This is a genomic window from Pseudomonas sp. FW305-25, assembly GCF_017351415.1.
GTDB lineage: Bacteria > Pseudomonadota > Gammaproteobacteria > Pseudomonadales > Pseudomonadaceae > Aquipseudomonas > Aquipseudomonas chlororaphis.
In genome coordinates, this window is sequence record NZ_JACNDE010000002.1 from 266,242 (window position 1) to 290,953 (window position 24,712).

The window sequence follows — 24,712 nt, forward strand, 5'->3', positions numbered from 1 at the left end:
GCTTCACCTCAGGCCGCAGAATGCGGCGATGGCTTGATAGGTTTCCGGCGTGCTGGTCAGCAAGGCGAAGAGAACGATCCACAGCCCCAGCAGGTAGTGCCAATAGATCGCGCAGAGCTCCACGCTGGGCGCCAGTTGCGACAGCGGAACCCGGCGCAGGAACCTGGCGCCGACTCTGCCCCAGGCCACCAGGCCTCCCAGCAGGTGCAACCCGTGTACACCGGTCAGCAGATAGAAAAAGCTGTTGGCCGGATTGGCGGAGACGAAATAGCCCCAGTCGACGAACTGCTTCCAGACCCAAAGTTGCCCCCCGAGAAAGGCGATCGCAAAGACACCGCCCAAGGCGAAGCCGAGGGTGGCCCCGTTCAATGCATCCCGCCGGGCGGCCAGCCGCGCCCACTGCAGGCTGATACTGCCCAGCACCAGCAGGAGCGTGTTCAGCCAGAGTTGCCGGGTACTGGCCAGCGGCGCCAGGGGCTCGGTCAGAGGCTGCCAGTCCGCCATTTGCGAACGCGCGATGAAGGCCAGCAGGAACAGCAGGAACAGCGAGGTCACCACCACCAGGAACATGCGCAGGCCCACTTTTGCGGCTTTCTCCCTGTCCAGGCCTGCCGGTCCCCGAGAGTGGTCGGGGGGCTGGCTCCAACGGCCACCGGCGCCGGCGCTTTCGGTGTTTTTCAATAGCGGCCCGTTCATGGTCTTTCGCCCGCGATCCTGGCTTCTGCGCTGTTCTGCCTCATCTGCTCCAGCTCCTGGGCCGAAACCGTCTGTGGCACGAAGTCCTGCTCTATCCCGGGCACGCTGTAGTCATAGGCCCAACGGTGCACCACCGGCAGCTCCGGCCCCCAGTTGCCATGTACGGGCGGGGTGTCCGGCGTCTGCCATTCCAGGCTGGCCGCCCCCCATGGGTTCGGGCCTGCCGGCTTGCCTTTGAAGGCACTCCAGGCCAGGTTGAAGAGGAACAACAGCTGGCATACCCCGACCGTCAGCGCGACAACGGTGATGAACGCATTCAGCTGCTGCGCCGATTGCGGGATGAAGTCGTAGTTCTGCCAGGCGTAATAGCGCCGAGGCATGCCCAGCAGCCCCAGGTAGTGCATGGGGAAGTAGATGCAGTAAGTACCCAGGAAAGTTATCCAGAAATGCAGCTTGCCCAGGGTGTCGTTCATCAGGCGCCCGGTGATCTTCGGAAACCAATGGTAGATGGCGCCAAATATCACCAGGATCGGCGCGACCCCCATGACCATATGGAAGTGAGCCACCACGAAGTAGGTGTCCGACAGCGGGATATCCACAATCACGTTGCCGAGAAACAACCCGGTGAGGCCACCGACCAGGAAGGTGACGATAAAGGCCAGGGCGAACAGCATCGGCACCGTCAGGTGGATGTCGCCATGCCACAGGGTCAGCACCCAGTTGTAGACTTTCAGCGCGGTCGGCACGGCGATGATCAAGGTGGTGGCGGCGAAAAAGAAGCCGAAGTACGGGTTCATCCCGCTGACGTACATGTGGTGCGCCCAGACCACGAAGCTCAACACGCCGATGGCAATGATGGCCCACACCATCATGCGGTAACCGAAGATGTTCTTGCGCGCGTGGGTGCTGATCAGGTCGGAGACCAGGCCGAACGCCGGCAGGGCGACGATGTAGACCTCCGGATGGCCGAAGAACCAGAACAGATGCTGGAACAGGATCGGGCTGCCACCCTGATGCGCGAGCTGCTGCCCCATGGAGATCACCGCCGGCATGAAGAAGCTTGTGCCCAGCAGCCTGTCGAACAGCATCATCACCGCGCTGACGAACAAGGCCGGAAAGGCCAGCAGGGCCAGGATCGAGGCCATGAAGATGCCCCAGACGGACAGCGGCATGCGAAACAGCGTCATGCCGCGGGTGCGTGCCTGCAGCACCGTGGTCACGTAGTTCAGCCCGCCCATGGTGGCGGCGACGATGAAGATCGCCAGCGACACCAGCATCAACACGATGCCCCATTCGGTCCCCGGGGTGCCCCGGGTGATGGATTGCGGCGGATAGAGTGTCCAGCCCGCCCCGGTGGGCCCGCCCGGGACGAAGAAGCTGGAAAGCAGCACCAGGACCGAGAGCAGGTAGAACCAGAAGCTCAGCATGTTGACGTAGGGGAAGACCATGTCCCGGGCGCCAATCATCAGCGGAATCAGATAGTTGCCGAAGCCGCCCAGGAACAGGGCCGTCAGCAGGTAGATGACCATGATCATGCCGTGCAGGGTCATCGCCTGGTAATAGGTGCTGGCGTCCATGAACTCGAGGCTGCCGGGAAAGCCGATCTGTATGCGCATCAGGCCGGACAGCACCAGGGCGACGAGCCCCACGGAAATCGCCGTCAAGGAATACTGGATGGCGATGACCTTGTGGTCCTGGCTCCAGATATAGCGCGTGAAGAAGCTCTTCGGTTCGTGCAGGACTTCTGCTTCTGCATGCTCGACATAAGCCATCAGGTCATCCTCCGCTAAGTTTCGGAGCATTTCCGGCTAGTTACGGCGACTTGCCCGATTCCACCTTGCCGGCATCCGCGTCGACAGCAGCTTTCGACTTGATGAAGGCGATCAGGGCGTCCAGTTCCTTGTCATTGGGGGTAAAGGTCGGCATCACCGCGGCGTAACCCTTGACGATCGCAGCGCCGGGTTGGCGCACGGAATCCTTCAGGTAGCCCTCATCGACCTTGATCTGAGAACCATCGGCCAGGGTTTCCGTCTTGCCATACAACCCCTGCCAGCTCGGGCCGACACCCTGGCTGCCATCGACACTGTGGCAAGCCAGGCAACCCAGCGATTCGGCCAGCCGCTGTCCCTGCGCCGCCAGCTCATTCTGTGCGTTTGCAGGGCCTTGTTCTTTCTGCCCCACGGCACTCAGCGACTTGATGAAAGCCACCACGGCGGCCAGTTCATCCTGACTGAAAGTATAGGCCACCATGACCGGCGGATAGCCCTGGACCAGCCTGGCCTGCGGCTCGAGAATCGACTCCTTGAGGTAGGCTTCGTCGACCTGGACACTGCTGCCATCGGCCAGCTGTTCCGAGCGGCCGTACAGGTCCTTCCAGCCCGGGCCAAGGCTGGTGCTGCCGTCCTGGCTATGGCAGGCGCGACAGCCATGGTTTTCCACCAGTTGGCGGCCTTTTTCCAGCAGGCTGTCCCGGCTCGGCGTGGCGACGTTCGTCAGCGTCTGGGCAAAGGTCGGCTGGCTGGCGAACCATTGGTCGAAAGCGCCCTGCTCCTCGACGACCAGATGGCCGCGCATGTTGTAGTGGCCCAGGCCACAGTACTCGGCGCACAGCACTTCAAACTTGCCGAGCCGGGTCGGGGTGAACCAGAAGTGGGACACCATGCCCGGCACCATGTCCATCTTCGCGCGCATCTGCGGAATATAAAAATCGTGCAGCACATCCTTTGCCCGCAGCAGGACTTTTACCGGCCGATCGATGGGCAGGCGTACTTCATTGTTCATGATCAGTACATCGTCCTGCCCGGCAGGGTCATTGCGATCAAGACCGAAGGGGTTGCCGGGATCGATCCATTTGACATCCGCCTTGCCGAGTTTTCCGTCACGCCCGGGAAAGCGAAACGCCCACTGCCACTGCTGGGCAACCACTTCGAGCTGGGTGGCCTCTTGCGGCACCTGGACGAAATCGTTGTAGACCACCAGGCCGGGCGCGAGCATGCCGATGATGCCCAATGAAGTGAGGATGACCAGCCACCCTTCCAGCTTCCGGCTTTCCGGCTGGTAGTGCGCCCGGGCACCTTCGCGATGACGGAAGCGAATCACGGCGATGGCCATGAACAGCGTGATGGCGATGAAAAAGATTCCGGTAATGACCAGGGTGATCAGCAGCGTGGTGTCTATCGCCCCCCAGTTGGAGGCAGCCGGCGTCATGTGCCAGGGAGCAAGCAGGTGAAACAGCACCGAAGCGACAACGACTAGAACCAGGATGATTGCTATCGCCATTTTCTCGTCTTCCTGTGCCGGTTGTTCTGTGGCCATGCAAACGCAACGTCGCCCAACCGCAGCGCCACACCGATGCCTAACCCTCCTCCCAAGCCTGCTGGAACATTGCCTCTATCCCCGGGGCAAATCTTCTGAAAAGTATAGTGCGCCCCGTCGGACCTGCGCCGCCGGGCCACATATAGGACGGGCGGGTCAGGGGCTGTTTTCGACTCAGAAAAAAGCCCTCGCGGCGATGCGAGGGCTTCGTTGTTTCAGGGCCATACCTGTCCCGTTTTGAATTCTCAGCGCTTCTCCCGTACCGTCAGTAGCCGACGGACTAGATGGATAGCAGCACATGTCGCCAAGCTACTTGAGCCACCCCATGTACTTTCCGATTCCCCAAAGCACAAACATCAAAGTTCCGGCAAGCACCAAAAGCCCATATTGAATGGCTATCACCCTCTTCAAGTGCTTCGGGAATTTGGCAATGTCGTCCGGGTCTGCTCCACCATCTTTCAGATAAAACTTCGGAGTCAGCAGCACCCCAGCGATGGTCCCCATCATGAACAAACGTCCAAATGGATCTTTGCCCATTAGGAGCTTCCTGATCTGAATGGCACGACAATTCGAGAGGTGTTTCAGCATCTCGTCCATTCTTGTATAGGCGGTGTAAAGCCATAGGACCAACGAGAGCAGTATCAATACAAATACTGATATCCAGCTCAGGGCATAGCTATCAAGCATGGCTAGTTGCTCACTTTATAAATTTGCTCACCGACTAACTCACCGCCAGACTCTCCGACCGTACCACCGGCTACTGAAGCGCCTGCCACAACCACTAAAGCACAGACGATACCTCCCACACCAACGGTCCCCGCCCCGATAGCCGTACACACCCCAGCGGCAACTGAACCGGTGACCACCGCGCCGGCAATAGCACCACCTATCAGCCCACCAGTAAATTTTCCGCTTTCAGTAAGCATCACCTTACGACAATCATCCTCACGCCCCAGTCGACAGGTTTCCTGGACTTTCAATGCCGAAGCGGATGCCCCAAGCCCAATACCAACCCAGCCCCCGAGTTTGATGTATTTGCTGGCCTTGGCTACGCCATTAATGTGGGTCGCATAACCCGGAATATTTCCAGGCACTCCGGCTTTGCTCCAGTGATGGACCAGACTACGACTGGAGATCCCCAGGGCATTTTTCAGTTTTGGGTGCTCAGGTATACCTACGCCTTTACGCACAAGCGGGCCCAGGCTGTTATCCAGTTGAGACATCAAACGCTTTCGTTCTGCAAAAAACTCCGGGGTCTGCAACCTGCCATGTTGCTGGAACGTACGCTGGTGCAACTGCTCCAGTTGCCCCAAGGTGCTTTTCACGTTTTCCAGATGCTTGGAGAACATGACTTCGCCGATGCCGATCGCCCCCGAACCTTCGGTCAAGAACGATTCGATTTCCGCTCGATGACGGACCATAAAGGTCGCCTCATCATCACTCATCGATCCAAGCGCGCTGTTCACCTTATTGGCAGCGTCCATCAGCAATGCTTCTTCTCGGGTGCACTGATGGTTCTTTGGATCGCTCAAGACAATCAGTTGCCCCGGTTTTGCGTAGCTCGATAGCTGAGGGTTCAAGGTGCGGAACTTGTTAAGCACAGCGGCACTTGGCTGTTCGAACAGGAGCGCTTCAAGCTCTGAGCGAGGGATAACGCTTTGCACAATATGAAACCCAGGCTCGACACCCTGAAGCGTTGTCGGCGCAGCTGACAACGGCTCAGCACTGGTCAACCCGGTCAGTCCTTGACTTGGAATATCCCGAGTGAATTCGCTTTTGTAAGAACCATCGCTGATTGCCTGTGCCCAGGCATGCGTGGCCGCCTGCGCCTTTGCTGCAAACTCAGGAGCGATGGTCACGCTACCTTCCTCGGCAGCCATTACCGTACTTTGAGTGGCGATCAGCCGATTGCTGCCAGGAGGGCATCCGCATTGCACAGCATGGCCATGGGTCGCTACTGCAACACCCTCGACGATAAAAGTCGGATTGCCTTCGGCGATAAACCCCATGCTGTTGCATTGAGGACACCACACCGGATCGCTGATTCTTGCGGCCTTACGGTACTCCACAACCGTAGTCGTCGACCCTACGAGAACCCGACCTCCCGTCGTGGTCGGGTCTCCCTCCCTGATCACAAAAGTCATGGCTATTTCCTGCAAGCGGAATGAGCCTGAATGCTAACGACCGGGGTATTCAGAAGGATTTAAGGCATTTCTCAAAACATCGGGCGAAATGGCTTCAGCAACCAATCTTTCCTCGGACTCGTAACACCCCTTTTCCCGAAAGACCGCCCGCCATGCTCAAATAGCCCCCCGCATTTGCCACCCGCCACACCCGATCCGGAGCCGAACATGAAAAACACCGCCGCCCTGACCTTGGCCCTGATGCTCAGCCTGCCGTCGCTCCACGCCCAGGCAGAAGCGGTGGGCGATGCCGAGGCCGGTGGCAAGCTGTTCAAGCGCATCTGCGGTGGCTGCCACAATATCGGGCCTTCGGTGCGCAGCTCTTTCGGGCCGCAACTCAATGGCATTTTCGGGCGCACCGCGGGGAGCGTGGCGGACTATCACTACTCCGACGCGATGAAGTCCTCCGGCATCGTCTGGACCCGCGACAAGCTGGTGGCCTACCTGGAAGACCCAAAGGCCGTGGTGCCCGGTACGCGGATGATTTTCTGGGGGCTGAGCGATCAGGAGAAGATCGATAATCTGCTGGCCTATCTGCAGAGCTTTCAGGCGCAACAGCCCTGAGTGGCCTGACAAATCAAAGCGGCCCCAAATCCTCAACGGGCGCTTCGCGCCCGATCGCAGCCCGGCGGCAGCGGCTACAGGGAGCCGCGGTGCTGTTCAGGACGGGACAACACCCACAAAAAAGCCCCGAACCAGTCGGGGCTTTTTCTATGGCCGGCCCAGTATCAGGCCGCGATCAGGTGTTTATCAGAACACGTTGATCGGGTAGTCGACGAACACACGCAGTTCGTTACCGCTGTCGTTGTAGTCGCTGGATTTCTGCGATACACGCAGGATCGAGCTACGCACCTTGACGCTCAGGTCCTTGGCCGGGCCGCTCTGGACCACGTACTTGAACTGGTTGAAGATTTCGCGCTCGGTGCCGCCGGAGGAGGTGGCAGTGGTGATGTTGTCGCCACGCACGTAAGCCACGTTGTAGGTCAGACCCGGTACGCCGAAGGCGCCGAAGTCCAGACCGTAGCCCAGCTGCCAGCTGCGTTCGTCTTCGGCGTTGAAGTCGGACCAGTAGGAGTTCGCCAGGTAGATGGTGTTGCCGCCATCGCCCACGCGGTTTTGCTCTTTCTGGTAGCCGCCATAGGCATAGCCCAGGTTGCTGTCGCCGGTGCTGCGCTGGTGCGCCAGGGTGAACGAGTGCGGGCCGGTGGCGTAGGTGGCTGCCAGGCTCCAGATCTTGTTGTCCTGGCCGCCTGCTTCTTTGAGCTCAGCGTAGGACTTGTCCAGCTTGGTGCGGTAGCCGTTGAAGTCGAAAGTCAGGGACTGGTCGGTGGCCAGCGGGAACACGTAGTTCAAGTTCACGTACTGCTTCTTCAGCACGTCTTCGACGTCGGAAGCGTACAGCGAGCCCTTGAACTGTTCGGTGAACTGGTAGCTGCCGCCCAATACGTTGATCGACTTCAGGCCACCGCTGTCACGGCCTTCGGCGCTTTTACGCGACTCGGCGGTGAAACGACCGGCGTTCAGCTCCAGGCCCTTGATCTCTTTGGAGGTGATCAGGGTACCGGTGTAGCTTTCCGGCAGCAGACGACCATTGTCGTAGCTCAGTACCGGCAGGGCCGGCATCTGGTCACCGTAGGTCAGGACGGTGTTGGACAGGCGGAATTTGACCGCGGCGCCGGCCTTGGCCAGGTCGCCTGCCGGGCTCTTGTTGCCGCCTTCGCTTGGCTTGAAGAAGTCGATGCCCTGGCCGCCGCTGTGGCTGCCTTTATCCAGGCGCAGGCCGTACAGGCCGAAGGCATCGACGCCCACGCCGACGGTGCCTTGGGTGAAGCCCGACGAGAAGGTACCGATGGCCGCTTGACCCCACTCGCGCTGGTCATCGTTACCGTTTTTCTTGTCGCGATTGATGTAGGCGTTGCGCAGCAAAATTTTCAGGCTGCTGTCTTCGACAAAACCCTTGGACTCAGCCTGGTCGTTAGCCATAACTTGAGTACTGCTCAGAATCCCCAGTGCGATCAGACCGATCCGCTTGTTCAACATTTTATTTTCCTTATTACGGGTTGATGACGCGCTGTGGTGCTCCTTGGAAACGGCGCTTAAGCGCTCTTTTTTCAGGCCAGAACAAAAAGACCCACCCACGAAAAATCGCGGTGGGCCTTTTATTATTGGAAGGTCATGGCCGTTGGCCACAGGCGTTGGCGCGAATCCTATCCGCGCCCTGAACAGTGTGTCAATTTCAAGAATCGTCTGAAAATAGGCAAAAATCGTCTAAGAACTTAACGATCCTTGATGGCCAGTTGCACGGTATGGCTGTCGACGAACTGTTCGAAGTGCGTGACCTTGCCATCCTTCAACGTCCACAAATGGGCCACGCGGGCATTCAGCGGTTTGCCCGTGGCTTTATAGACGCCGCTGTAGTTGCCGTAGGCGAACACCTTGTCGCCCTGGGCCACATAGTTCTCGACAGTGAAGGCAAACCCCTCCCACTCGGTGGCCAGGCGCTTGAAGACATTCTCCACCACGGCATCGAAGCCGACGTAGGTGCCGGCGTAGGGAAAACCTGCCGCTTCGGTCCAGCGCGCATCCGCAGCCAGGGCGGCGGCAGTGTTTTTCGCGTTCTCCTGGGAGTTGGCGCCTTCGTAGGTGCTTTTGATCAGTGCCAGGTTATCCATGGGCGACTCCGCAAATTAAGTGGGGGTTCAAAGGGCGCAACCGTTCAGGCCACAGGCCTGCAGGCTAGGTGAAAGCTCGACCACTGGCGAACCGAAGGCTTCGCTCAGCCAGGCGGCGAACGCCTGCGGCTTGCCCAGCCAGGGGCTGATATCGAGCAGCCTGAACTGACCGTCCTGCTCCAGCACCAGGGTCGGAAAACCCTGGCCACCGACCCGGGCCAACAAGGCACGGCTGGCCTTGATGTGCTCGTTCAAGCTGTTCGCCGCGGCGTACTCGAAGGCTTCCTCGAACTCGCCGCGCTCAAAGCCCAGGCCTTCGGCGAGTTCCAACAGAACATCGACATCGGCGATGCGGCGCCCTTCGACGTAGTGGGCCGTCTGCAAGCGCCCGAGCAACTCCAGGCCGCGCCCGGCGAGCGCCTGCGCCGCCAGTACCGCGGCAATCGGCGGGGCCGAATCGAACAGCGCCGAATAGTCGCGCAGCAAACCTTCGAAGTAAGCCTCGCCGAACGGCTGCCCGGTGTATTCGGCAATGCGCCGGTCATGGGGCATGACGTAGTCGCGCAGTTGCGGCGAAACCTGCTGGCAGTTGCGCCCGGTCATCATGCCGCCGCCATGGGCCACCACCGGCAGCACTGCCTGGGCCGCCTGCACCAGCGGTTTGGCGCCGTAGCACCAGCCGCACAAAGGATCGTAGATGTAATGAAGGGTCGCTGCCGACATGCAAGGCTCCGGGACAAAGGCCGATAAATTCGATGGCGGCAGACTATGCCTGTGGCCCACGGCGAAAAACGCTGGAATGGCTTTTAGTCTGTTTCAAGAATCGGTCGAATCGGCCGTGTATCCACTTCATCTCAATCAAGACACAAATTGAAACAATCCGCCCAGGGAACTTTTCAAGAATAATTAACGAAAGTAAATAGCAAGCATTACCATTCGCGCCGACTGTTTCTTTCCCCTTCTGGATGCGTTTTTCCATGCCTGCCCCCTTCCGCCTGACTCCCCTCACCCTTGGCTTTTGCGCCTCGCTGACGGCCGGTTTCACCTGCGCCGCCCCGACCACCCTGCCGGCTACCGCCATCAGCGCGGAAGTCGATGCCGACGACCCACGGGTCAAGGAAGTCAGCACCGCGACCCGCACCGCCACGCCGGTGCGCTACGTGCCGCAAGCCATCGACTCGGTGAAGACCAGCAACCTGCTGGACTACGGCATCAACGACCTGGGCACGGCCTTGAGCGGCATTCCCAACGTCAGCAGCGGCGCCGACACCCGCTTCGACAGCCTGCGTATTCGCGGTTTCGACGCCAGCAACGACTTCTACCTCGACGGCGTCCGTGACGACAGCCAGTACGTGCGCGACCTGCACAACATCGAGCGCATCGAGGTGCTCAAGGGCCCGGCGGCGGTGCTTTATGGCCGTGGTAGCCAGGGCGGGATCGTCAACCGGGTGAGCAAGCTGCCGCAGTTCGGCCGCCACTCCAGCGTCGAAGTCAAAGGCGGCAGCGAAGACCTGCGCAGCCTGTATGCCGACCTCAGCGCCGACCCCAGCGAAAACATCAGCCTGCGCCTGAACATGGGCAACCAGGACAACAACAGCTTCCGCGATGGCGTCAGTGGCAGTCGCCAGCTGTTCGCGCCGTCCATGAGCTGGCAACTGACGCCGGACCTGAACTGGCTGGTGCAGTACGAATACAGCCGCTACAACCGCACGCCGGACCGCGGCATCCCGGGGATCGACGGGCGCCCGGCGGACGTAAGTCGCGACACCACGTACGGCGACCCGCGCGACTACATCGACGACAAGTCCCAGTCGCTGCGCTCCAAGCTCAGCTACGAGCTGAACGACAACTGGCAACTGCGTCATACCCTGAGCCTGTTCAAGCTCAACAGCGATTTCGACAACACCTACCAGACCGGCTACGACAGCCGCACCAAGCGGGTGAACCGCCAGCGCTGGCAGCAGGACCTGAACACCCGCAACCTCTACAACAACCTCGAAGTCGAAGGCACCTTCGATACCTTCGGCCTCGAGCACCGGGTGCTGACGGGTGTCGAGCTGGGCAGCCAGCGACGCGATCCGAAGCTCTATACCGCAGCGGCGGTCAGCGCCGGTGGCCAGGCCGTGCCGTCCCTGGACCCGTTCAACCCGGATAAAAACATGCGGCATACCGGGAAAATGGTGGCGTCCAGCTACAACCACAGCGAGGTGGAAAGCCGCGCCGTGTATGTCCAGGACCAGCTGCGCCTGAACGATCAGTGGCAAGTGCTCGCGGGACTGCGCTACGACAACTTCAACGTCGAGACCCACAACAAACTGCTGGATATCAAGGACGACCGCGACAGCCACAGCACCAGCCCGCGCCTGGGCGTGGTCTGGACCCCGCTGGAGAACCACTCCTTCTACGCCTCCTGGAGCAAGAGCTTCTCGCCGGTCGGCGGTGGCCTGATCGGCATCACCCCCAATGCCAACGGCAACAGCAACGACCTGAGCCCCGAGCGCACCCGGCAGAAGGAAATCGGGGTCAAGAGCGACTGGCTCGACGACCGCTTCAGCACCACGCTCGCGGTCTATGAACTGGAACTCTACAACCGTCGCAGCCGCAGCGTGGAAGACCCGAACGTGATCCTGCTGACCGGCCTGCAGCGCTCACGCGGCGTGGAACTGACCGCGGCCGGCAAGATCGTCGGCAACTGGTCGATCCGCGGCGGCATCGGCCTGCAGGACGCGACGGTGGTCAAGAGCAACAACGGTGACGAGGGCAACCGGGTGAACAACGTGGCCAAGCGCAATGGCAGCCTGTTCGTGACCTGGAAGCCGGAAATGGGCTGGTACGCCGAGACCGGCCTGACCCTGGTCGGCGATCGTTATGCCGACAACGCCAACACCGTGATGCTTCCGGGTTATGGCCGCTGGGACGCCCTGGCCGGCTTCCGGCAGAAGGACTGGGACCTGCGGGCCGCGCTGAACAACATCAGCGACCGCACGTATTACTCCTCGGCCACCAGCGCCGGGCAGATCCAGTTCGGCGATCCACGCAGCCTGGTGGTAACCGGCACCTACAGTTTTTAAGCGGATACGCGGCGCCTCGGCCAGACCGCGTTGTGCTTATCGCGGGCAAGCCTCGCTCCTACAAAAGCCTCCCAATCCTGTAGGAGCGAAGCTTGCTCGCGATGAACGATAACGCGTTGCATCAGGCAAACCGCGACGCTCCCATCACCGGCAAGCGAGGGCCGACCGAGCGCCTGCGACAAAACCCACGCAAAAAAAAAGCGCTGCCATCCGGGCAGCGCTTTTACCAATCCGTTGTTTGCTTATCCTTCCAGCACATCCCACAGCGCTTCGAGTTCGGCCTCGCTGAACAAACCAGCAGGGTAACGATCGAGGATCATCCGGCGCGGGTCGGTTTCCCGGACCTGTCGCGTTCCATTGCACTTCAACCATTGCGCCAGAACCTGAAGCGACTCGCTATTTATTGCGGAAGTCCGCTCGCTGACCCTATTCATTTCCAGCGCTCTCTCCCGGTTTGTAAGCGGCTAACTTATCCAAGGTTTATGACAGAACATCGCAGTTCCACCGGCCTCGGATTGACCTCGCGAGAGATACAAGAGCTATGCCAAGGTCCCGCAATTGCCAGCTTCCGGATCCAAAAAAACCCGCAGTCCATCAGGGCTGCGGGCTTGCCGGGCGACGCCGGATTGGATCCATGTAACCGCCCGTCAATCAGGCGTCACGGGCTGTTACAACAACACTCAAACCTTGTGCGGCGCCGGTTGCTGTTGGGTAAGGCAATGGATATTTCCGCCCCCCAGTAACAACTCGCGACCCGGCACCATCACCACTTCGTGTTGCGGGAACAGGTTCTGCAGGATTTCCTTGGCCTGGGCATCCAGGGGATCGTCGAAACTCGGAGCAATGATGCCGCCGTTGACGATCAGGAAGTTCACATAGGAGCCGGCCAGGCGCACCGACGGATTACGCTCCTGGGTGCCATCCACCGGGTCGACGCCCGCGCACTCTTCTTCGGTAGCGTACAGCGGCCCCGGAATCGGCATCTTGTGCACCGTGAACGGGCGACCCTTGGCGTCGGTGCTGTCTTGCAGCACTTTCAGCGCCGCCTGGCAGCGCGGGTAGTTCGGGTCCTGCGGGTCGTCGGTCCAGGCCAGCAATACTTCGCCCGGACGCACGTAGCAGCAGAAGTTATCCACATGGCCATCGGTTTCGTCGTTGTACAGGCCATCCGGCAGCCAGATGACTTTATCCACAGCCAGGTTGGCGCTGAGCACCGCTTCGATCTCGGCACGGTTCATGTGCGGGTTGCGATTGCGGTTGAGCAGGCATTCCTCGGTGGTGATCACCGTGCCTTCGCCGTCGACGTGAATCGAGCCGCCTTCGAGCACGAAGCCCTCGGTGCGGTAACGCGGGCTGCGCTCGATCTCGAGGATCTTGCCGCCGACCTGCGAGTCTCGGTTCCACGGCGCATACAGGCCGCCGTCGAAACCGCCCCAGGCGTTGAAATCCCAGTTCACGCCACGGACTTCGCCCTGGTCGTTGATGACGAAGGTCGGGCCGGTATCGCGGACCCAGGCGTCGTCGCTGGACATCTCCACCAGGCGGATATTCGGCACGTCCAGGCGGGCCCGGGCGTTTTCATACTGGCCCGCGGACACTGCCACGGTCACCGGTTCGAAGCGGGCGATGGCCTTGGCCACCGCTACGTGCGCGGCTTGCGCCGGCTTGCCGCCCAGGCGCCAATTGTCCGGGCGCTCGGGCCAGATCATCCAGGTCTGGGTCTGCGTCGCCCACTCGGCGGGCATGTAGAAGCCGTCGGCGCGAGGGGTGCTGTGCAAAGTGGTCATGGGTTCAGGACTCCAGGGAACCGTCGAGGGTTTTGATCGCGCTGTACAGGTTCGGCCGACGGTCGCGGAACGAACCCCAGGCGCTGCGAATGTGTTCCAGCTCGTCGAGGTCGAAACTGTGGACAAGAATACCTTCTTCAGTCTCGTTCAGTTCTTCAACCTTCTCGCCGAACTGGTTGGCGATGAACGACGAACCGTAGAAGGTGATGTCGTAGCCGTCCTGCTCTTCGTTGCCGATGCGGTTGCTGGCGATCAGCGGCATCAGGTTGGCGCCGGCATGGCCTTGTTGCACGCGCTGCCAGTGGTCGCGGGACGAGATGCTCTTGTCGTGGGGCTCGCTGCCGATGGCGGTCGGGTAGAACAGAATCTGTGCGCCTTGCAGCGCCATGCTGCGGGCGCACTCGGGGAACCACTGGTCCCAGCAGATGCCCACGCCGATTTTCGCGTAGCGGGTGTTCCACACCTTGAAGCCGGTGTCGCCCGGATTGAAGTAGTACTTTTCGTGATAGCCGGGGCCGTCCGGAATGTGGCTTTTACGATAAATCCCGAGGTTGCTGCCGTCGGCGTCGATGATCGCGATGCTGTTGAAACGCGCCCGCCCGGCCAGTTCATAGAAGCTGATCGGCAGCACCACCTGCAGCTCCTTGGCGACTTTCTGGAAGTGCGCGATGGCCGCATTGCTTGCCACCGGAGTCGCCAGCTGCAGGTAGTCCGGGTTCGGCTTCTGGCAGAAGTACGGGGCCTCGAACAGTTCCTGGATCAGGATGATCTGCGCGCCTTTGGCGGCGGCCTCGCGGACCAGCTTTTCCGCGGTCTCGATATTGGCTTCGAGGTCCCAGGAACAGGCCATCTGGGTTGCGGCGACGGTAACGATACGGCTCATGGATCATCTCCTGGGCAGCAGCAAAGGACCGAGGGTGGCATCGGTCGATGACAAAAAAGGGAATGCTCAGGCGCGGCTTGAGCCTGCCCTGATAGGGATGACTTTATATCCGATAAAAATCGACTTTAAAAGCCTAAAAACAAATAATCAAAAAATTAAACCCTATAAATATCGATTATTATCGATATTTATAGGGGTTCAGGGGTGTCAGTGCGGACGCTATCGCGAGCAAGCTCGCCCCTACAGGGCATGCCTTTCTAGGTAGGAGCGAGCTTGCTCGCGATCCGAATGCAGGGCATTCGAGTGGGGCCTAGAGCCCCTCCTCCAGCACCTTGGCCAACATGTCGACAAAGAAGTCGACGCTCTGGCGCGTAGTGACCATCGGCGGCTTGATCTTGAGGATGTTCAGGTCATCGCCGGTGGGCTGCATGAAGATCCCCAGCTCGCGCAGGCGATCGCACAGCAGCGCGGTCTCCTGCGTGGCCGGCTCCAGGGTCTGGCGATCGCGGATCAGCTCCAGGCCCAGGTAGAACCCCGAGCCATGCACCGCGCCCACCAGCGGATAACGCTCGATCAGGGCTTCGAGGCGCTGCTTGAAGTGGCCACCGACCACCTGGGCGTTTTCCCAGAGTTTTTCTTCCTGCATCACGTCCAGCACCGCCATGCCGATCCGGCAACTCACCGGGCTGCCGCCGGCCGAGGAGAAGAAATAACCTTCGGCCTCCAGCGCTTCGGCGATCTCCCGGCGGGTGATCACCGCCCCCAGCGGCTGGCCGTTGCCCATGCCTTTGGCCATGGTAATGATGTCCGGCACCACGCCCTGCTCTTCGAAGCCCCAGAAGAACGTGCCCATGCGCCCGTAACCGACCTGCACCTCGTCGGCGATGCACACCCCGCCCTGGGCGCGGACCAGCGCATAGACCTGCTTCAGGTAACCCGGCGGCAGGGCGATGCCGCCGGCGTTGCCATACACCGGCTCGCAAATGAAACCGGCCAATTGGCGATTCTGCTCCGCCAGTTTGGCCAGGTTGTGTTCGACGCTGCGCACGTAGTCCGCGGTGCTGTTCTGGCCGCGGAACTCGCCGCGATAGGTATTGGGCGCGGTCACCGGATGCACCCAGTCCGGGCGGCTGCTCAGGGCCTGGGGGTTGTCGGCGATCGAGGTGGACACCGCATCCGCGCCCACCGTCCAGCCATGATAGGCCTCCAGCACGCTGAGCAGGTCGCGCCCGCCGCTGTAGGCCCAGGCCAGGCGGATCGCCAGGTCGTTGGCCTCGCTGCCGCTGTTGACCAGGAACACCCGGTCCATCGAGTCCGGCGCCAGCTCCAGCAAGCGCTCGGAGAACTCGGCAATCGCCGCGTAGTGGAAGCGCGAGTTGGTGTTGAGCAGCGACCATTGGCGCGCGGCCTCGGCGGCCATGCGCGGGTGGCCGTGACCGAGCACCGCGACGTTGTTGAGCATGTCCAGGTAGGAACGGCCCTGCATGTCGATCAGGTGGTTGCGCCAGCCGCGCTCGATGCGTGGCGGGTCGACGTAATAGTGCTTCTGCGAACGGGCGAAACTGGCATCGCGGCGCGCCAGCAAAGCGTGCGAGTCGAGCTCCGGCTCGGCGTCGCAGGCCAGGCCCAGCAGCGCCGCCGGCGACGGGCACAGCGCCTGCCATGCCGCGGCCCGCGAGGGCGTGCAGAACAGCGGCGGATCGAGCTGCGCGCCACGGCACAGCTGGACCTTGAGCCCGCCATCCACCGCCCCCAGCACCTGGCCTTTGACCAGCGCCGCGCCGGCATGCACCGAGGGCGTGACGCCCCACAGCCGCACACTCAATTGCGGACCGTCGAGGCGCAACACACCGTCCGTGGCGCGGTGCAGCACCCCGGCAAAAGGCGCTTCGACCGCCGTGCCCGACGGCACCTGCAACTGCACATGCAACGGGAAGGTGTCCGGCTCGACCGCACTGTCCGGGCAAGTCCGGGACAGGCGGTACTGCCCATAACGACTGGCCGCCAATCCATGGGCCGCCGCGGCCTGCTGCAACAGCTGGGTATCGATCTCCGGCTGCTCCCAGTTGCCGGCCTCGAAATGCGGGCTGAGCACGCCCAGGTCGATCAGGGCGAACTCGCGCCCCACCAGGCCCGGCAGCAAGGGGGCGAAACCTTCGCTGGCGATGGCCGGCAGAGACTGGCCGACCGCCGCGAGGATCGCCGCTTCCATCAACTCGAACGGCACCGAGGTGGCGACACGGAAGATCTCCCATTCGTGGCTCAGGTTGTCGCGGCTGTACTGGTTACCCGGGTCGATGCTCACCTGCTGTTCGCCACTGAGCACCAGCACCGCGGCACGGGCCACGATCAGCGGCCACAGCGCCAGCAACTCGGCCTGCTGCAGTGGATTGACCGCGTGATAGGCACGGACCGCCGGCAGGATGCAGAACGGATCGCCCTCGGCATGGTGCAGCAGCGCCGCGCAGGTCACCGACAGGTCAGTGATACGCCAGGCGCGGATCAGGTCGCCGAAATCGATCACCCCCTGTACCTGCCAGTGACGCTGGGCGTCACGCTGCCAGACCACGTTGTCGTCGGTGATGTCCAGGTGGATCGCCTGCACCGGCAACTGCTCGGCCAGGCGCTGCACACGGCGCTCGGCCTGCTCGGCCACTTCGGCGATCAGGCGGCGTTGCTGTTCGTCGGCGATCACCGGCAACAGGTGATTGATCAGGCTATGGGCGTGGCGCGCGTCCCATTGCAGGGTGCGTTCCAGGCCCGGGTGCTGGAAGTCCGCCAGGGCCAGGTCCATCTGCCCGCACAACCGGCCGAAGCCGGCCGCCAGCTCGGGCCCCAGGTGCTTGAGGTGGGTCAGCGGCTGGCCTTCGATGTAGTCGAGCAGGCGTACATGCAGCGCCTGGCCGTCGACTTCAAGGGACAACAGGTCGGCGCCGTTCTTCGCCGGGATCACCCGGGGTACGTGCAGCTCGGGGTGGCTGCCCAGGTGCTTGAGCGCCGCATGTTGCGCCTGCAGTTCCAGGGCGGCGTAGTAGCCACGGCAGATCTTCAGGACAAAACGCCCCTGGGGACTGTCGAGCCGGTAGTTGAGATCCTGCTGGCTGCCCAACGATTGCAGCGTGCCGCCAAGACCGTAGTGCACTGCGAGCAGGTCCAGCGCCTGCTGCGGGGTGACTTGCGGACCGGGCAGACTGGCGCGGTGAATCAACGTGGCGAGCAACATGGAACGACCCCTGGAATTATTGTCAGATGCGTATATCGCCACTGCGCCAGGCGTTACGCAACCCCCTGGCCCGGGTAGCCGACAAGGGCTGCACCGCCACCGGGAAGGCAAACAGGATGCCAATACCCGGGCCAGACATCGGCGGCCCTTGCAGCGGCCGCTGGCTGCCGACAAGCTATGCTCCATTCGCGACTCCATGTCTTAGGGAAGAAGGCCTACCCATATGCGCATTCTCGTTACCGGCGGTGCCGGTTTTATTGGATCGGCGCTGATTCGCCACCTGATCCGCAACACCGAACACGAGGTGCTCAACCTCGACAAGCTGACCTACGCAGGCAACCTGGAGTCGCTTTCGAGTATCGCCGCCGACACCCGCTACGAGTTCGTCCAGGCCGATATCGTCGACCAGGCCAGCGTCAGCGCCCTGCTCGCGCGTTTCCAGCCCCAGGCGATCATGCACCTGGCCGCCGAGTCCCACGTCGACCGCTCCATCGACGGTCCGTCGGACTTCATCCAGACCAACATCGTCGGCACCTACAGCCTGCTGGAAGCCACCCGCGCCTACTGGCAGGCCCTGCCGCCGACGGAAAAAAGCGCCTTCCGCTTCCACCACATTTCCACCGACGAGGTGTACGGCGACCTGCACGGCGTCGACGACCTGTTCACCGAAACCACGCCCTACGCCCCCAGCTCGCCCTACTCCGCCAGCAAGGCCGCGTCCGACCACCTGGTCCGCGCCTGGCAGCGCACCTACGGCCTGCCGGTACTGGTCACCAACTGCTCGAACAACTACGGGCCGTTCCACTTCCCGGAAAAACTCATCCCGCTGGTGATCCTCAACGCCCTGGCCGGAAAACCGCTGCCGGTGTACGGCAACGGCCTGCAAGTGCGCGACTGGCTGTTCGTCGAAGACCACGCCCGCGCCCTGCTCAAGGTGGTGACCGAAGGCGTGGTCGGCGAGACCTACAACATCGGCGGCCACAACGAACAGACAAACATCGACGTGGTGCGCGGCATCTGCCAACTGCTGGAAGAGCTGGCGCCACGCAAGCCCGAAGGCGTGCAGCACTACGCCGACCTGATCACCTTCGTCCAGGACCGCCCCGGCCACGACCTGCGCTACGCCATCGACGCCGGCAAGATCGAGCGCGAACTGGGCTGGGTACCGCAAGAAACCTTCGCCAGCGGCCTGCGCAAGACCGTGCAGTGGTACCTGGACAACCAGGAATGGTGCCAGCACGTGCAGGACGGCAGCTATCAAGGGCAACGGCTCGGTTTCACTGACTTCAAGGATCTGATCGCATGATGAAAGGTATCGTTCTGGCGGGTGGCTCGGGCACCCGGCTGCACCCGATCACCCTGGGTGTGTCCAAGCAACTGCTGCCGGTCTACGACAAACCGATGATCTATTACCCGATCTCGGTGCTGATGCTGGCCGGCATCAAGGACATCCTGCTGATTTCCACCCCCCAGGACCTGCCGCAGTACCGCAACCTGCTGGGCGACGGCAGCCAGTTCGGGGTGCGCTTCAGCTACGCCGAACAACCATCGCCGGACGGCCTGGCGCAGGCGTTCCTGATCGGCGAGGAATTCATTGGCGACGACCCTGTGTGCCTGATCCTCGGCGACAACATCTTCCACGGCCAACACTTCACCGAGAAGCTGCAGAACGCCGCGGCGAAACCCTCCGGAGCGACGGTCTTCGGCTACTGGGTCAAGGACCCGCAGCGCTTTGGCGTGATCGACTTCGACGCACAGGGCAACGCTCTTTCGATCGAGGAAAAGCCCCAGCACCCCAAGTCCAGCTATGCCGTGACCGGGCTGTACTTCTACGACAACGCGGTGGTCGAGATCGCCAAGGCGGTCAAGCCTTCGGCGCGCGGTGAACTGGAAATCACCGACGTCAACAATGCCTACCTGCAACGCGGCGACCTCAGCGTCGAACGTTTCGGCCGTGGCTTCGCCTGGCTCGACACCGGCACCCACGACAGCCTGCTGGAAGCCTCGCAGTATGTGCAGACCATCGAGCACCGCCAGGGCCTGAAAGTCGCCTGCCTCGAGGAAATCGCCTACAACCAGGGCTGGATCGACCGCGAGCATCTGCTCGAACACGCCAAGTACTTCGGCAAGACCGGTTACGGCCAATACCTCTATAGCCTGGCGGGGGAAACCCAATGAAGGTCCTGGCCACCGAACTGCCCGGCGTGCTGATCATCGAGCCCAAGGTGTTTGGCGACGAGCGCGGTTTTTTCTACGAGAGCTTCAATGCCAAGGCGTTCGAAGAAGCAACCGGCGTGCGCACCCAGTTCGTCCAGGACAACCATTCGCGCTCGCAAAAGGGCGTGCTGCGTGGCCTGCACTACCAGATCGAAAACACCCAGGGAAAACTGGTGCGGGTGGTCGCCGGCGAAGTACTCGACGTGACGGTGGACATCCGTCGCAGCTCGCCGCACTTCGGTAAGTGGGTCGGGGTGCGGCTGTCCGCGGACAACCATCGCCAGCTGTGGGTACCGGAAGGCTTCGCCCATGGTTTCGTGGTGCTGAGCGAGTACGCCGAGTTCCTCTACAAGACCACCGACTACTACACCCCGGCGTCCGAACGCTGCATTCGCTGGGACGATCCGACCCTGGCCATCGACTGGCAACTCACAGGCCCGGCGCAACTCTCGGCCAAGGATCAGGCCGGCAAATTGCTCAGCGAAGCCGAGCTGTTCCCATGAGCGGCCGGTTGAAGATCCTGATCAGCGGCCAGCACGGCCAGGTCTCCCAGGCCCTGCAACAGCGCCTGGGAAACCAGCATGAATTGATCGTGCCCGGGCGCGGCCTGCTCGACCTGACACGCCCGGACGCCATTCGCCAGCAAATGCGCAGCCTGCGCCCGCAGCTGATCATCAACGCGGCCGCCCACACCGCCGTCGATCAGGCCCAGAGTGAGCCGGACCTGGCCTTTGCGATCAATGCCAGCGCCCCCGGGGTGTTCGCCGAGGAAGCGCGGGAACTGGGCATCCCGCTGATTCACTACTCCACCGATTATGTCTTCGACGGCAGCAAGCAGGCCCCCTACACCGAAGACGATGAACCCCACCCGCTGAGCGTCTACGGCCAGAGCAAACTCGCCGGCGAACGGGCCATCGCCGCGGCAGGTGGCGAACACCTGATCCTGCGCACCAGCTGGGTGTATTCGAACACCGGCAAGAACTTCCTGCTGACCATGCAACGCCTGCTGCAGGAAAAACCGCACTTGCGCGTGGTCGCCGACCAGATCGGCGCGCCTACCTGGGCCGGTACCATCGCCGCCAGCACTGCCGCCCTGATCGAGCGCTGGCAGGCCGGCCAGCCAGGAGCCTGGGGAACCTACCACCTGACCGCGGCTGGCGAGACCTCCTGGTTCGGCTTCGCCCAGGCCATCGGCGAGCACCTGCTGGCCCAAGGCAAAGCCTGCGCGACCCTGGAGGCGATCCCCTCCAGCGCCTATCCGACACCCGCGCCACGGCCGCTGAACTCGCGCCTCGATTGCCGCCGCCTGGAGCGCGAGTGGGGCGTGCGCCAGCCTGAGTGGCGCAGCGCATTGCACGAGTGTCTTGCCGAGCAGGGGTAGGCATAATGCGCCTGTACCCACAGGCGCATCGTCCCCATGACCCCACCTCTCCCCCGACGCCCCCGCTGGCGTAGCCTGGCTTTGCTGGCCCTGTGCCTGGCGCCGCTGCTGTGGCCGCTGGAGCACCTGGCCGAGCGTTATTACCGCAGCGAACTGGCGGGCCAGAACCGCCAGACCCTCGACCTCTACGTCGCCAACCTGCTGGGCACCCTGCACCGCTATGAGGTGCTGCCGCAGATTCTCGGCGAGCTGCCGGCGTTGCGTGCGGTCCTCGGTGCGCCGGACGACGGTGTGACCCAGGGCAACGCCAACCGCCTGCTGAAAAACATCAGCGCCCAGACCGGGGCCGAAGTGATGTACCTGATGGACACCTCCGGCAACACCCTGGCGGCGTCCAACTGGGACAAGCACGACAGTTTCGTCGGCCGCAATTTCTCCTTCCGCCCCTATTTCAGCGAAGCCATGGCCGGGCGCCTGGGGCGTTTCTTCGGCCTGGGCACCACCTCGGCCAAGCGCGGTTATTTCTTCGCCGCCGCCGTGCGCAACGGCGAGAAAATCATCGGCGTGCTGGTGGTCAAGGTCGACCTGGACCACACCGAAAGTCTCTGGGGCAAGACCCCCGAGCAACTGGTGGTCACCGATCACAATGGCGTGGTGATCCTCACTTCGCGCGCGGAATGGCGTTTCCGCTCGACCCGCCCGCTGACTGAAGACGAAAGCCAGGCCATCGGCGCCATCCAGCCCTACCCGACCCGCGATCCACGGCCGTTGAACCTCGACTCCAATGCCTGGCTGACGCAGACCCGGCAGATCGACGAAACCGGCTGGAGCGTGAGCATCCTCGCCCCGCGTACCCTGATCGATCGCCCGGTGCGCACCGTGGTGGCGGTGGGCGGCGCCACGCTGCTGGTCTTGATGCTGCTGCTCGGCTTGATGATGCAGCGCCGTCGCCACTACCTGGAACGCATCGCCTTCGAAGCCAAGGCCCGGCGCGAGCTGGAAATGCGCGTGGCCGAACGCACCAGCGACCTGGAAGGCCTGAACCGTCGCCTCAAGCAGGAAGTGCTGGAGCGCGAACACGCCCAGCAGGAACTGGTGCGCGCCCAGGACGACCTGGTGCAGGCCGGCAAGCTCTCGGCCCTGGGCACCATGTCGGCGAGCATCAGCCATGAACTCAACCAGCCGCTGGCGGCGATCCGCAGCTACGCGGAAAACGCCGAGGTGCTGCTGGACCATCAGCGCACCGAGGACGCCCGCGGCAACCTCAAGCTGATCAGCGAACTGACCGGGCGCATGGCCTCGATCATCGCCCACCTGCGCGCCTTTGCCCGCCGCGACCGCCACGCGCCGGAAAGCGTCGCCCTGCAACCGGCGCTGGACGATGCCCTGGCACTGCTGGCCAAACGTCGACGGGCGATGGAAGTGGAGCTGATCCGCGACCTGCCGGCGGCCACCCTGTGGGTCGAGGCCGGGGAGACGCGACTGCGCCAGGTGCTCGGCAACCTGCTGGCCAACGCCCTGGACGCGCTGACCGAAAAAGGCCCGCCGCGCAAACTCTGGCTGAGTGCCGAATCCACCGCCACGGGCGTCAATCTGTACATTCGCGACAACGGCCCGGGCTTCTGTATGGAGGCCCTGGGCCGCGCCGGCGAGCCTTTCTACACCACCAAGACCCGCACCCAGGGCCTTGGCCTGGGCCTGGCGATCTGCGACACCCTGATGCGCGCCTTCGGTGGTGAACTGTCATTCTCCAACCACCGCGAAGGCGGCGCCCTGATTACCCTGCGGCTGCGCGCCGGCGCGCCGGGAGTGAGCCTGCAACCGTCCGAGGACCGCAGCGTATGAGTACACCGATCACCAGTGACGTGCAGGTGGTGTTGATCGACGACGATCCGCACCTGCGCCAGGCCCTGAGCCAGACCCTGGACCTGGCCGGGCTGAAGATCCTGCCGCTGGGCGAAGCCCAGGGCCTGGCCGCGCGCCTGGAGCGCGACTGGCCGGGGGTAGTGGTCAGCGACATCCGCATGCCCGGCATGGACGGCCTCGAACTGCTCGGCGAACTGCACGGCCAGGACCCTGAGCTGCCGGTGCTGCTGATCACCGGCCACGGCGATGTGCCGCTGGCGGTGCAGGCGATGCGCGCCGGGGCCTATGACTTCCTGGAGAAACCCTTCGCCAGCGACGCCCTGCTCGACAGCGTACGCCGCGCCCTGGCCCTGCGCCGCCTGGTGCTGGACAACCGCAGCCTGCGCCTGGCCCTGAGCGATCGCCAGGAGCTCAGCGCGCGACTGGTCGGGCTGTCGGCGCCGATCCTGCGTTTACGTGAACAGATCGGCGCCTTGGCGGCGACCAAGGCCGACGTGCTGATCCTCGGCGAGACCGGCGCCGGCAAGGAAGTGGTGGCGCGGGCGCTGCACGACCTGTCGAGCCGGCGCAACGGCCCGTTCGTGGCGATCAACGCCGGCGCCCTGGCCGAATCGGTGGTCGAAAGCGAACTGTTCGGCCACGAGCCGGGGGCCTTTACCGGCGCGCAGAAACGCCGCATCGGCAAGTTCGAATTCGCCAACGGCGGCACGCTGTTCCTCGATGAAATCGAAAGCATGAGCCTGGACGTGCAGGTCAAGCTGCTGCGCATGCTGCAGGAGCGGGTGGTGGAACGCCTGGGTGGCAATCAACTGATCCCGCTGGACATCCGCATCATCGCCGCGACCAAGGAAGACCTGCGCCAGGCGGCCGACCAGGGGCGCTTCCGCGCCGACCTGTATTACCGCCTGAATGTCGCGCCGCTGCGTATTCCACCGTTGCGCGAGCGTGGCGAAGACGCCCTGCTGCTGTTCCAGCATTTCGCCGACGAGGCCAGCGCCCGCCACGGCCTGCCGCCCCACGAACTGCAACCTGGGCAGCGCGCCCTGCTGCTGCGCCACAGCTGGCCGGGCAATGTGCGCGAACTGCAGAACGCCGCCGAACGCTTCGCCCTCGGCCTGGAACTGGCCCTGGACAACAGCGCGGCGGATGGCGGCTCCTCGCAGCCGGCGCCGACGGTGGTCGAGGGCGGCCTGAGCGAACAGGTGGAGAACTTCGAAAAGAGCCTGATCGCCGCCGAGCTGGCCCGCTCCCACAACTCCCTGCGCAGCCTCGCCGAAGCCCTGGGTATTCCGCGCAAGACCCTGCATGACAAACTGCGCAAACACGGCCTGAGCTTCGGCGACAGCGGCGCCAGTTCGGGCGGCGACGATATCGAGTGAGCGATGCCGACTAATCTTGTTAATGCACCATTTCACCAC

General features: G+C 62.7%; 22 protein-coding genes. 9 read left to right on the forward strand and 13 right to left on the reverse strand.

All coding sequences use genetic code 11. From position 1 onward, the window contains the following. Nucleotides 1–3 precede the first annotated feature (3 nt). The 5 genes from J4E58_RS03580 to J4E58_RS03600 form a co-directional block, all read right to left on the reverse strand. Complete coding sequence (locus J4E58_RS03580; RefSeq protein WP_087089646.1) at nucleotides 4–696, reverse strand: cytochrome c oxidase subunit 3; 693 nt, start codon at nucleotides 694–696, stop codon at nucleotides 4–6. Then, nucleotides 693–2,468: a cytochrome c oxidase subunit I gene (gene ctaD, locus J4E58_RS03585; protein WP_087089644.1), complete on the reverse strand. Its 1,776-nt coding sequence runs from the start codon at nucleotides 2,466–2,468 to the stop codon at nucleotides 693–695. Before ctaD ends, J4E58_RS03580 begins: the two co-directional genes overlap by 4 nt. A gap of 40 nt (nucleotides 2,469–2,508) precedes the next feature. After that, on the reverse strand, nucleotides 2,509–3,975 hold the full coding sequence (locus tag J4E58_RS03590; protein WP_087089641.1) for a cytochrome c oxidase subunit II: 1,467 nt from the start codon (nucleotides 3,973–3,975) through the stop codon (nucleotides 2,509–2,511). A gap of 345 nt (nucleotides 3,976–4,320) precedes the next feature. Further along, complete coding sequence (locus J4E58_RS03595) at nucleotides 4,321–4,698, reverse strand: hypothetical protein (protein WP_087089639.1); 378 nt, start codon at nucleotides 4,696–4,698, stop codon at nucleotides 4,321–4,323. 2 nt (nucleotides 4,699–4,700) lie between these two features. Then, nucleotides 4,701–6,155: a PAAR domain-containing protein gene (locus J4E58_RS03600; RefSeq protein ID WP_087089637.1), complete on the reverse strand. Its 1,455-nt coding sequence runs from the start codon at nucleotides 6,153–6,155 to the stop codon at nucleotides 4,701–4,703. A gap of 207 nt (nucleotides 6,156–6,362) precedes the next feature. Here J4E58_RS03600 and J4E58_RS03605 point away from each other — a divergent pair, with 207 nt between their 5' ends. Next, complete coding sequence (locus J4E58_RS03605; protein ID WP_087089635.1) at nucleotides 6,363–6,758, forward strand: cytochrome c family protein; 396 nt, start codon at nucleotides 6,363–6,365, stop codon at nucleotides 6,756–6,758. A gap of 186 nt (nucleotides 6,759–6,944) precedes the next feature. Here the strand turns inward: J4E58_RS03605 and J4E58_RS03610 are convergent, their stop codons facing one another. From J4E58_RS03610 to J4E58_RS03625, 4 genes are all read right to left on the reverse strand, one after another. Then, complete coding sequence (locus J4E58_RS03610) at nucleotides 6,945–8,234, reverse strand: OprD family porin (protein ID WP_087089633.1); 1,290 nt, start codon at nucleotides 8,232–8,234, stop codon at nucleotides 6,945–6,947. A 236-nt stretch (nucleotides 8,235–8,470) separates the two neighbouring features. After that, a complete protein-coding gene (locus tag J4E58_RS03615; RefSeq protein WP_007922537.1) occupies nucleotides 8,471–8,866 on the reverse strand; it encodes a nuclear transport factor 2 family protein in 396 nt (131 codons plus the stop codon). A gap of 27 nt (nucleotides 8,867–8,893) precedes the next feature. Then, a complete protein-coding gene (locus J4E58_RS03620; protein ID WP_087089631.1) occupies nucleotides 8,894–9,589 on the reverse strand; it encodes a DsbA family protein in 696 nt (231 codons plus the stop codon). A gap of 43 nt (nucleotides 9,590–9,632) precedes the next feature. Next, on the reverse strand, nucleotides 9,633–9,845 hold the full coding sequence (locus J4E58_RS03625; protein ID WP_143481878.1) for a hypothetical protein: 213 nt from the start codon (nucleotides 9,843–9,845) through the stop codon (nucleotides 9,633–9,635). Between J4E58_RS03625 and J4E58_RS03630 the strand changes: the two genes are divergently transcribed. Beyond that, nucleotides 9,844–11,937, forward strand: coding sequence for a TonB-dependent siderophore receptor (locus J4E58_RS03630; RefSeq protein ID WP_087089629.1), 2,094 nt, complete (start codon nucleotides 9,844–9,846; stop codon nucleotides 11,935–11,937). The two genes, J4E58_RS03625 and J4E58_RS03630, sit on opposite strands and share 2 nt — an antisense overlap. Nucleotides 11,938–12,179: 242 nt before the next feature. Here the strand turns inward: J4E58_RS03630 and J4E58_RS03635 are convergent, their stop codons facing one another. From J4E58_RS03635 to aguB, 3 genes are all read right to left on the reverse strand, one after another. After that, nucleotides 12,180–12,371, reverse strand: coding sequence for a hypothetical protein (locus J4E58_RS03635; protein WP_009041729.1), 192 nt, complete (start codon nucleotides 12,369–12,371; stop codon nucleotides 12,180–12,182). A gap of 246 nt (nucleotides 12,372–12,617) precedes the next feature. Further along, nucleotides 12,618–13,724, reverse strand: a complete 1,107-nt coding sequence (gene aguA, locus J4E58_RS03640; RefSeq protein WP_009041728.1) for an agmatine deiminase — start codon at nucleotides 13,722–13,724, stop codon at nucleotides 12,618–12,620. 4 nt (nucleotides 13,725–13,728) lie between these two features. Then, nucleotides 13,729–14,607 carry an N-carbamoylputrescine amidase gene (gene aguB, locus J4E58_RS03645; RefSeq protein WP_087089627.1) on the reverse strand — a complete coding sequence of 293 codons (879 nt, stop codon included), beginning with the start codon at nucleotides 14,605–14,607 and terminating at the stop codon, nucleotides 13,729–13,731. Between aguB and J4E58_RS03650 the strand changes: the two genes are divergently transcribed. Further along, the gene (locus tag J4E58_RS03650) at nucleotides 14,606–14,872 is read left to right on the forward strand and encodes a hypothetical protein (protein ID WP_143481877.1); all 267 of its coding nucleotides are present in this window, start codon (nucleotides 14,606–14,608) and stop codon (nucleotides 14,870–14,872) included. The genes aguB and J4E58_RS03650 overlap by 2 nt on opposite strands. A 45-nt stretch (nucleotides 14,873–14,917) precedes the next feature. Here the strand turns inward: J4E58_RS03650 and J4E58_RS03655 are convergent, their stop codons facing one another. Next, nucleotides 14,918–17,830 (reverse strand): aminotransferase, encoded by a 2,913-nt coding sequence (locus tag J4E58_RS03655; protein WP_087089625.1) that lies wholly within the window; start codon nucleotides 17,828–17,830, stop codon nucleotides 14,918–14,920. A 223-nt stretch (nucleotides 17,831–18,053) separates the two neighbouring features. Here J4E58_RS03655 and rfbB point away from each other — a divergent pair, with 223 nt between their 5' ends. From rfbB to J4E58_RS03685, 6 genes are read left to right on the forward strand one after another with little or no spacing between them, the layout of a single operon-like run. After that, entirely contained in the window at nucleotides 18,054–19,136 is a 1,083-nt protein-coding gene (gene rfbB, locus J4E58_RS03660) for a dTDP-glucose 4,6-dehydratase (RefSeq protein WP_087089623.1), read from the forward strand. Further along, the gene (gene rfbA, locus J4E58_RS03665; protein WP_053259280.1) at nucleotides 19,133–20,008 is read left to right on the forward strand and encodes a glucose-1-phosphate thymidylyltransferase RfbA; all 876 of its coding nucleotides are present in this window, start codon (nucleotides 19,133–19,135) and stop codon (nucleotides 20,006–20,008) included. Before rfbB ends, rfbA begins: the two co-directional genes overlap by 4 nt. After that, nucleotides 20,005–20,550, forward strand: coding sequence for a dTDP-4-dehydrorhamnose 3,5-epimerase (gene rfbC, locus J4E58_RS03670; protein ID WP_009041723.1), 546 nt, complete (start codon nucleotides 20,005–20,007; stop codon nucleotides 20,548–20,550). Before rfbA ends, rfbC begins: the two co-directional genes overlap by 4 nt. Beyond that, a complete protein-coding gene (gene rfbD, locus J4E58_RS03675) occupies nucleotides 20,547–21,428 on the forward strand; it encodes a dTDP-4-dehydrorhamnose reductase (RefSeq protein WP_087089621.1) in 882 nt (293 codons plus the stop codon). Before rfbC ends, rfbD begins: the two co-directional genes overlap by 4 nt. A 36-nt stretch (nucleotides 21,429–21,464) precedes the next feature. After that, on the forward strand, nucleotides 21,465–23,273 hold the full coding sequence (locus J4E58_RS03680) for an ATP-binding protein (RefSeq protein ID WP_087089619.1): 1,809 nt from the start codon (nucleotides 21,465–21,467) through the stop codon (nucleotides 23,271–23,273). Next, nucleotides 23,270–24,673 (forward strand): sigma-54 dependent transcriptional regulator, encoded by a 1,404-nt coding sequence (locus tag J4E58_RS03685; RefSeq protein WP_087089617.1) that lies wholly within the window; start codon nucleotides 23,270–23,272, stop codon nucleotides 24,671–24,673. Before J4E58_RS03680 ends, J4E58_RS03685 begins: the two co-directional genes overlap by 4 nt. The last annotated feature ends 39 nt before the right edge of the window (nucleotides 24,674–24,712 follow it).

What these genes read in the sequence shown, in the direction of transcription:
- J4E58_RS03580 (WP_087089646.1), bottom strand. Translation starts at nt 696, where the DNA reads ATGAACGGGCCGCTATTGAAAAACACCGAAAGCGCCGGCGCCGGTGGC.
- ctaD (WP_087089644.1), bottom strand. Translation starts at nt 2,468, where the DNA reads ATGGCTTATGTCGAGCATGCAGAAGCAGAAGTCCTGCACGAACCGAAG.
- J4E58_RS03590 (WP_087089641.1), bottom strand. Translation starts at nt 3,975, where the DNA reads ATGGCGATAGCAATCATCCTGGTTCTAGTCGTTGTCGCTTCGGTGCTG.
- J4E58_RS03595 (WP_087089639.1), bottom strand. Translation starts at nt 4,698, where the DNA reads ATGCTTGATAGCTATGCCCTGAGCTGGATATCAGTATTTGTATTGATA.
- J4E58_RS03600 (WP_087089637.1), bottom strand. Translation starts at nt 6,155, where the DNA reads ATGACTTTTGTGATCAGGGAGGGAGACCCGACCACGACGGGAGGTCGG.
- J4E58_RS03605 (WP_087089635.1), top strand. Translation starts at nt 6,363, where the DNA reads ATGAAAAACACCGCCGCCCTGACCTTGGCCCTGATGCTCAGCCTGCCG.
- J4E58_RS03610 (WP_087089633.1), bottom strand. Translation starts at nt 8,234, where the DNA reads ATGTTGAACAAGCGGATCGGTCTGATCGCACTGGGGATTCTGAGCAGT.
- J4E58_RS03615 (WP_007922537.1), bottom strand. Translation starts at nt 8,866, where the DNA reads ATGGATAACCTGGCACTGATCAAAAGCACCTACGAAGGCGCCAACTCC.
- J4E58_RS03620 (WP_087089631.1), bottom strand. Translation starts at nt 9,589, where the DNA reads ATGTCGGCAGCGACCCTTCATTACATCTACGATCCTTTGTGCGGCTGG.
- J4E58_RS03630 (WP_087089629.1), top strand. Translation starts at nt 9,844, where the DNA reads ATGCCTGCCCCCTTCCGCCTGACTCCCCTCACCCTTGGCTTTTGCGCC.
- J4E58_RS03625 (WP_143481878.1), bottom strand. Translation starts at nt 9,845, where the DNA reads ATGGAAAAACGCATCCAGAAGGGGAAAGAAACAGTCGGCGCGAATGGT.
- J4E58_RS03635 (WP_009041729.1), bottom strand. Translation starts at nt 12,371, where the DNA reads ATGAATAGGGTCAGCGAGCGGACTTCCGCAATAAATAGCGAGTCGCTT.
- aguA (WP_009041728.1), bottom strand. Translation starts at nt 13,724, where the DNA reads ATGACCACTTTGCACAGCACCCCTCGCGCCGACGGCTTCTACATGCCC.
- J4E58_RS03650 (WP_143481877.1), top strand. Translation starts at nt 14,606, where the DNA reads ATGGATCATCTCCTGGGCAGCAGCAAAGGACCGAGGGTGGCATCGGTC.
- aguB (WP_087089627.1), bottom strand. Translation starts at nt 14,607, where the DNA reads ATGAGCCGTATCGTTACCGTCGCCGCAACCCAGATGGCCTGTTCCTGG.
- J4E58_RS03655 (WP_087089625.1), bottom strand. Translation starts at nt 17,830, where the DNA reads ATGTTGCTCGCCACGTTGATTCACCGCGCCAGTCTGCCCGGTCCGCAA.
- rfbB (WP_087089623.1), top strand. Translation starts at nt 18,054, where the DNA reads ATGCGCATTCTCGTTACCGGCGGTGCCGGTTTTATTGGATCGGCGCTG.
- rfbA (WP_053259280.1), top strand. Translation starts at nt 19,133, where the DNA reads ATGATGAAAGGTATCGTTCTGGCGGGTGGCTCGGGCACCCGGCTGCAC.
- rfbC (WP_009041723.1), top strand. Translation starts at nt 20,005, where the DNA reads ATGAAGGTCCTGGCCACCGAACTGCCCGGCGTGCTGATCATCGAGCCC.
- rfbD (WP_087089621.1), top strand. Translation starts at nt 20,547, where the DNA reads ATGAGCGGCCGGTTGAAGATCCTGATCAGCGGCCAGCACGGCCAGGTC.
- J4E58_RS03680 (WP_087089619.1), top strand. Translation starts at nt 21,465, where the DNA reads ATGACCCCACCTCTCCCCCGACGCCCCCGCTGGCGTAGCCTGGCTTTG.
- J4E58_RS03685 (WP_087089617.1), top strand. Translation starts at nt 23,270, where the DNA reads ATGAGTACACCGATCACCAGTGACGTGCAGGTGGTGTTGATCGACGAC.